Source organism: Stenotrophomonas terrae (assembly GCF_039674165.1).
GTDB lineage: Bacteria > Pseudomonadota > Gammaproteobacteria > Xanthomonadales > Xanthomonadaceae > Stenotrophomonas > Stenotrophomonas terrae_A.
On the sequence record NZ_JBDJMY010000053.1, the window covers coordinates 22,244 to 29,482 of the forward strand.

Annotated in this window: 6 protein-coding genes; 2 read left to right on the plus strand and 4 right to left on the minus strand. The window is 63.5% G+C overall.

Annotation, left to right across the window (positions count from 1 at the left end; all coding sequences use genetic code 11):
* Window positions 1-105: 105 nt before the first annotated feature.
* Together ABE493_RS17165 and ABE493_RS17170 are read left to right on the plus strand one after the other, a co-directional pair.
* A complete protein-coding gene (locus ABE493_RS17165; RefSeq protein WP_346500193.1) occupies window positions 106-825 on the plus strand; it encodes a response regulator transcription factor in 720 nt (239 codons plus the stop codon).
* Window positions 822-2,312, plus strand: a complete 1,491-nt coding sequence (locus ABE493_RS17170; RefSeq protein WP_346500195.1) for a sensor histidine kinase — start codon at window positions 822-824, stop codon at window positions 2,310-2,312. The genes ABE493_RS17165 and ABE493_RS17170 overlap by 4 nt, the downstream gene beginning before the upstream one ends.
* 19 nt (window positions 2,313-2,331) lie before the next feature.
* On the opposite strand, the gene ABE493_RS17175 is transcribed toward ABE493_RS17170, so the two are convergent.
* The 4 genes from ABE493_RS17175 to ABE493_RS17190 all read right to left on the minus strand — a co-directional run bounded on the left by ABE493_RS17175 (window position 2,332) and on the right by ABE493_RS17190 (window position 6,884).
* Window positions 2,332-3,390, minus strand: coding sequence for a suppressor of fused domain protein (locus ABE493_RS17175; protein ID WP_346500197.1), 1,059 nt, complete (start codon window positions 3,388-3,390; stop codon window positions 2,332-2,334).
* Window positions 3,391-3,496: 106 nt separating this feature from the next.
* Window positions 3,497-3,976, minus strand: a complete 480-nt coding sequence (locus ABE493_RS17180; RefSeq protein WP_057629619.1) for a hypothetical protein — start codon at window positions 3,974-3,976, stop codon at window positions 3,497-3,499.
* Window positions 3,977-4,117: 141 nt separating this feature from the next.
* Entirely contained in the window at window positions 4,118-6,013 is a 1,896-nt protein-coding gene (gene prpE, locus ABE493_RS17185; RefSeq protein ID WP_346500200.1) for a propionate--CoA ligase, read from the minus strand.
* Between the two features lie 247 nt (window positions 6,014-6,260).
* Window positions 6,261-6,884 (minus strand): RluA family pseudouridine synthase, encoded by a 624-nt coding sequence (locus tag ABE493_RS17190; protein ID WP_346500202.1) that lies wholly within the window; start codon window positions 6,882-6,884, stop codon window positions 6,261-6,263.
* Window positions 6,885-7,239 lie beyond the last annotated feature (355 nt).

A 7,239-nucleotide genomic window follows, 5' to 3' on the forward strand; every position in this document is an offset into this window, starting at 1 on the left:
GCCCCGGTCAACGAATCCTCACGCAGAGTTAAATTCTTCGTGACACATCGGCGCCCCTATCCAAGGACAATGCCAACCATCCACCCGCGCCGGCCACAGGCATCGATGAGCAGCACAAAACGCATCCTGATCGTCGAAGACGATGTGCATATCGCCAACCTGCTGCGCATGCACCTGCGTGACGAGGGCTACGAGGTCAGCCATGCCGCCAGCGGCGATGAGGGTGTGCGGCTGCTCGAAAGCGAACACTGGGATGCATTGGTGCTGGACCTGATGCTGCCCGGCGTGGATGGCCTGGAAATCTGCCGGCGCGCACGCGCGATGACCCGCTACACACCGATCATCATCACCAGCGCACGCGCCAGCGAGCTGCACCGCATCCTCGGCCTGGAACTGGGTGCAGACGACTACCTGGCCAAGCCGTTCTCGATGCTGGAACTGGTGGCGCGGGTGAAGGCTTTACTGCGACGCGTGGAGGCGATGGCGCAGAACGCGCGCATCGATGCCGGCGCGATCGACGTGGCCGGCCTGCGCATTGATCCGGTCGCGCGCACCGCGCAGGTGGATGCGCGCCCGCTGGAACTCACCCCGCGCGAATTCGACCTGCTGTACTTCTTCGCCCGCCATCCCGACCAGGTCTACTCGCGGATGGAACTGCTCAACCAGGTCTGGGGCCATCAACACGATGGCTACGAGCACACCGTGAACACCCACATCAACCGCCTGCGCAACAAGATCGAACAGGACCCGGCATTGCCGACGCGCATCCTTACCGTGTGGGGACGCGGTTACAAACTGGCCACTGCCGGCGGGAGCCCGGCATGATCCGGCTCACTCTCTCGCAACGTCTGTCACTGGTGTTCTGCGCGTTGCTGCTGATCTGCTGTGGCGCGCTGGCCTGGCTGCAGATGCGCAGCAACCGCATGCATGAGCAGGAAACCGTGCAGCGTCTGTCGCGCGGACTGGCCGAGCACATCGCACGCAGCGGCGAGCTGATGGATGCACGTGGCATCCGCGATGGCGAAGTACGCGCGCTGTTCGGCAAACTGATGTCGGTCAATCCCAGCGTCGAGGTCTATCTGCTCGACGATACAGGCCGCATCCTCGGCCACGATGCACCGGAGGGGCACCTGAAGCGTGATGGCGTTGATCTGGCACCTGTGCATGCGCTGCTGGCCGGTGACACCTTGCCCATCTTCGGCGATGACCCCCGCAGCAGCAGCGGCCGCAAGGTGTTCAACGCCGCGCCGCTGTGGGTGCAGGGCCGGCAGGTTGGTTACATCTATGTGGTGCTGGCAGGCGAGCAACGCGAAGCACTGGCCGCCGATATCGCCGCCAACACCACACTGCGCAACACGTTGTGGTCACTGGCCATCGTGGCCATCTTCGGCCTGCTCGCTGGCTTGATCGCCTTCCGCTGGGTGACACGCCCGCTGCGCCAGCTGACCCGCCGCATCCAGTCATTCGATGTGGACAGTGGCGACCCGCAGCTGCCCTTGCCGCCCGCGCCACTACGTGCCGGTGAGCGCGATGAACTGAGCATCCTGCAGCACAGCTTCGCCCACCTGGGCCAACGCATCGGTGAGCAATGGCAGCAGCTGCGCCAGCAGGATCTGCAACGGCGCGAGCTGGTCGCCAACCTGTCGCATGACCTGCGCACACCGCTGTCATCGCTGCACGGCTATCTGGAAACGCTGGCACTGAAGGATGCCAGCCTCAGCACCGACGAGCGCCAGCGCTACCTGTCCATCGCGCTGTCGCAGAGCCACAAGGTGGGCAGGCTTGCGCAGGCCTTGTTCGAGCTTGCGCGGCTTGAACATGGCGGCGTGGTGCTGGAGCTGCAGACCTTCTCGCTGCCGGACCTGGTGCAGGACGTGTTGCAGAAATTCGAACTGGCCGCGCAGTCGCGTCAGCAGCGCCTGGACGCGGAGATTCCCGCAGGGTTGCCGCCAGTGGAAGCCGACCTTGGGCTGATCGAACGGGTACTGACCAACCTGTTGGACAACGCGATCCGCCACACGCCGGCAAGCGGCCGCATCAGCGTATCGCTGCGGGCGTTGGATGATGCGGTGATGGTCCGCATTGCCGACACCGGGCCCGGCATTCCATTGGAACGACGGGACGGATTGTTCAATACGCCAGCTGCACTGGGTAGCCAACGCCCCGACAGCGGCGGCCTTGGGTTGTTGATCGTGCACCGCATCCTGCAGTTGCACCATTGCCAGATCCGTCTGCTGGACAGCAACGAAGGCGCGGTGTTCGAGTTCTCACTGCCACTGGCTGTGCGCCGACCAGCGGCCAGTGCGAGCTGAAGTCCGCCCCTGCGCGAACTCAGCCTATCTCGCGGATCACGCCGCCCTGCCCATCGCGCAGCAGCGTCGGCCGCACTTCAACCTGCAGCTTGCCACCGGGCAAGGGATACACACCGCGCTCGGCACGCACGCTAGCCAACAACGCGGTCAATGTGGCATCGGAAAGCACGCAGCGTGCGCTGTCGGCATCGGTTTGCAGGTCATCCATGCGACCGGGTTCAAACCGCCACTGCCTCTCCTTGCCAAGCGCCACCAAGGGCTTGTCGTGATGCAGGCGCAGTGGCAACAGCTCCAGCACGCTGGGCACCTGGCCGGCGCCCAGCACCAGCGTGGTGGTCGCACCCTCAACGCGCCAATCCAGGGTCTCCACGAACAACATGCCGGTGCTGGAGCCCTCACGCTGACTGCCCGCCTCCAACTGCGCAGCCAGCGCCGGGTCGCGCAGTAGTGAATCGCGGCCCAGCTCGGTGATCCACAACGGCATTGCCGGTTCCATCACCGTCAACACACCGAGCGTGGACCAGCGTTTTACCGCCGCCATCTCGTCATCGGTCAGGCCGACCAGCTGCAGGAAGTTCAATCGCCCGTTGCCGGTATCGATTGCCGGCAACTGCGGATCGGCGACGAATGCCAGATGCCGCAGCTGTGTGTCGGTATCCAGCGCGATCGGGCCATTGGCATCGAGGTGATGCCCGGCTTCGAACACGTTGCCACTGCTGAACACATAGCGCGCAAGATTCTGCATCAGGTTCATCGGCCAGGCCGGCGGTTCGTGCTTGTTTTCGCCAGGCGCTGCGGCCAGGCGGAACGTCAATTCGAAACCGAAGCCGCTCTCCTGCGGGTCGTCGCTCTGCTTGTCGTACAGCTCGGAAAAGCCGTAGCTGACGTAATGCCAATGCGGACGGGGCGTATCGCTCCAGTACACGCTGATGCCATCCAGGGGATCGTTGCCGCCCAGGGTATGCGACAGCAACGTGCCGAAATGCCGCGGCTCCTGACCCGGATACAGCGCTGCCATGGCCGCGTTGATTGCATCCCAACCCGCGGTGCTGATCTGACCGCTGTCTTCCTGCGCCATGCAGGGCACTCCAATGAAGGACAAGCCCACATCATAGTGCCCGTGCAGCGCGGCAGCTTGCGAACACCGTCGGCCACCGCCCTTGCGGGCGGTGGTCACATCCGCATCAGCCCACGACCAGGGCGCGTGTCTCTTCCAGCCAGCGGCTGGCAAATGCCGGGCTCTTGGCCTTGCCCAGCGCGGTGGACAACTCCGGCCACAGCTGTTCCAGGCTGACGGCGGTCTTGCTGCGGTCGATTTTCAACTGGATCAGATAGCCCTTCAGGCCCAGATGCTTGCGCACCGATTCGGCCATCCAGTCACGTAGCTGCTGGTAGCGCAGCGGGTCGTCGCCCAACTGCGTGGTCACCGGCAATACCGGCGCTTTCTCGGCACTCCCGGCAACCGCGTCGATCAGCTGCAGGGCAGCCAGTTGCTGCAATACATCCTCCGGCGCACGCAGGCCCTGCGCCATCTGTTGCAGTTCGCGCTCATCGCGCTGCCCGTCCACCAGCAACAGCACCGAGCGCAACGCCGGTGCCAACTTCAAGCCACGGTTCTCGATCTCCAGACGGCCAGCGGCCGTCTTGGCATAAATGAATGCCATTCCCCTTCCCTCTTTTGTGCATCGCAATACGGCACGTGCGCATGCTCCCGGAGCCCCCGCCCCGGAATCTGCAAAGCAGCTGCCCACGTACCGCCCCCTTGCGATCACCGCCGCACCGTGGCCTTACGGCCAAACTGCGTGCTATTTCCCCAGCACGCGGCGGATTTCTTCCAGTGCGCCCGGGTCGTCGAGTGTCGACAGATCACCGGGGTCACGCTGTTCGGCCAATGCCTGCAGTGAACGCCTCAGCAGCTTACCCGAACGGGTCTTGGGAAGTGCATTGACGATATGGACATGGGCCGGGCGCGCCACCGCCCCCAGGGATTGAGTGACCTGCTGCACCATTTCCGCTGCCAGCTGCTCTGCATTGTCGTCTGCCCGGGTCTGCCTCAAGGTCACGAAGACCAGCGGCACCTGCCCTTTCAACTCGTCGTGCACGCCGATCACCGCTGCTTCGGCCACGCGCGGATGGGCGGAGATGGCTTCTTCGATCTCGCGCGTGCCCAAGCGGTGACCGGCCACGTTGATCACGTCATCGGTGCGGCCAAGGATGAAGGTATAGCCTTCCTCATCGCGGATGGCCCAGTCCAGCGAGCTGTACAGCAGCTCCTTGAAATGGCTGAAGTAGCTTTTCAGGAAGCGCTCATCGTCGTTCCACACCGTGCTCATGCAGCCCGGCGGCAACGGCGGCTGGATCACCAGCACGCCCTTCTGCCCGGGCGCGACTTCGGCACCGCTCTGTTCGTCGATCACCTTCATCTTGTAACCAAGATTCGGGAAACCCGGCGAGCCGAACTTCACCGGTTTCATCTCCAGCCCCGGCAACAAGGTCAACGCCGGCCAGCCGGTCTCGGTCTGCCAGTAGTTGTCGATCACCGGCTTGCGCAAGGCGCTGCTGATCCACTGCGCGGTCGGCTCGTCCAAGGGCTCGCCGGCCAGGAACAGGTACTTCAACTCCGACAGGTCATGCCGGTTGATGAAGTCGATGTCGTGCTTTTTCAGCACGCGAATCGCGGTAGGCGAGGAGAACATCGTGCGCACGCCGTATTGCTCGCACAGCGCCCACCAGATGCCTGCATCGGGATTGATCGGCAGGCCTTCGTACAACAAGGAGGTGCAGCCGCCGATCAACGGACCATACACGTTGTAGGAATGCCCCACCGCCCAGCCGACGTCGGAAGTGGAAAACATCACCTGGCCCGGCCCGCAATCAAACACCGTACGCATCGACTGCGCCATCGCCACCGCGTAGCCGCCAACGTCACGCTGCACGCCCTTGGGCTTGCCGGTGGTGCCGGAGGTATACAGCAGATAGCTTGGCTCGTTGGACTCCAGCCATTGCACCGGCACCTCGACGTCACCCACCTGTGCACGCAACGCGGCATAGTCCTGGTCGCGGCCGGCGATGCGCGGTTCGGCCGCATCCAGCCCGCGCGAAACGATCAGCACCTGCGCTGGCGGTGTGCGCGCTTCTGCACAGGCCGCATCTACCATCGGCTTGTACGGGATGACCTTGCCGCCACGCATGCCGGCATCGGCAGCAATCAGCAGCTTCGGCGCTGCATCGTCGATACGCAGCGCCAGGTTGTGCGCAGCAAAGCCGCCGAATACCACCGAATGCACCGCACCGATACGTGCACAGGCCAGCATCGCGAACACGGCTTGAGCCATGTTCGGCATGTAGATGACAACGCGATCACCGCGACCGACGTCGAGCTTGAGCAGCACGGCAGCGAAGGCATTCACTTCGCGATACAGATCGCGATAGGTCAGTTCGCGGGTGACATTGGTTTCGGTGGAGATGACCACCAGCGCGAGCTGGTCGGCGCGCTCGGCAAGGTGCCGGTCCACCGCGTTGTAGCAGAGGTTGGTTTCGCCACCAACGAACCAACGGCGGAATGGCGGATTGCTGTAATCCAGGATCTGCTGCGGCGGGCGGTGCCAATGGATGGCCTTGGCTTCCTCTGCCCAGAACGCCTCGGGCTCATCAATGGAACGGCGGTAGATCTGATCGTACTGCACGACACCCTCCGACACCTGCCTGTTGTGTGCCGAGCATAGTCCGGACAGTGGGCTGGACTCCCTGCGACGATGGTCTTAAGACCAAAGGCTCGGAGGCCAGGAATTTCGGGACTACGGGCCTCGGACTACAAGCCAGGAGCTTGCCCTCACCCCAGCCCCTCTCCCGTAAACGGGAGAGGGGCTGGCAATGCGTCGGCTGCCAGTGCACTAGCCCCTCTCCCGCACGCGGGAGAGGGGTTGGGGTGAGGGCAAGCTTTTGACTTTAGAAAGGACACTCAGAAACAAAGGCCAACGCCTCCCCACTCAGCGGATGCGCAAACTCCAGGCGTCGCGCATGCAGGCAAACCCGCAACGCAGGACGTGCCTCGTACATCACATCACCGATGATCGGGTGCCCGATGCTGGCCAGGTGCAGCCGCAGTTGATGGCTGCGCCCGGTCACCGGTTCCAGCTCAAGCCGCGTGGTATGTGCAACCGCATCGCGCGCCAGCACCCGCCAACGCGTCAACGATGGCTTGCCCAGTTCAACGCTCACCATCTGCTTCGGCCGGTTCGGCCAATCACAGATCAGCGGCAGATCGATTTCGCCGGCCTCGCCCTCGACCAGACCCTGCACCACCGCCTCGTAGTGCTTGCTCACCTGGCGCTGTTCAAACTGCTTGGACAACGCAACCTGCATCGCCTTGCCGCGCGCGTAGAGCATCAAGCCCGAGGTCACCTGATCCAGCCGGTGCACGGTCAACGCATCCGCATACTCCAGCTGCAAACGCGACACAACGCAGTCCTGGTTTTCCAGCGAACGCCCGGGCACGGACAACAGCCCGGCCGGCTTCTCCGCCACCAGCAGCGTTTCGTCGAGGTAGTGCAAAGCGATCTTGTCAGTCATATCCAAAAACAAAATGTAGTGCCGAGCCATGCTCGGCAGAGGCCTTACCGATAGATCGTCAATCCGGCATAAAACCTACCCCTCCCCAACCCTCCCCTTCGCTACGCGAAAGGGAGGGAGCGTAGTGCCGAGCCATGCTCGGCAGGGGCCTTACCGATAGACCGTCAATCCGGCATAAAACCTACCCCTCCCCAACCCTTCCCTTCGCTACGCGAAAGGGAGGGAGCGTAGTGCCGAGCCATGCTCGGCAGAGGTATTACCGATAGACCGTCAATCCGGCATAAAACCTACCCCTCCCCAACCCCCCCCTTCGCTACGCGAAAGGGAGGGAGCGTAATGCCGAGCCATGCTCGGC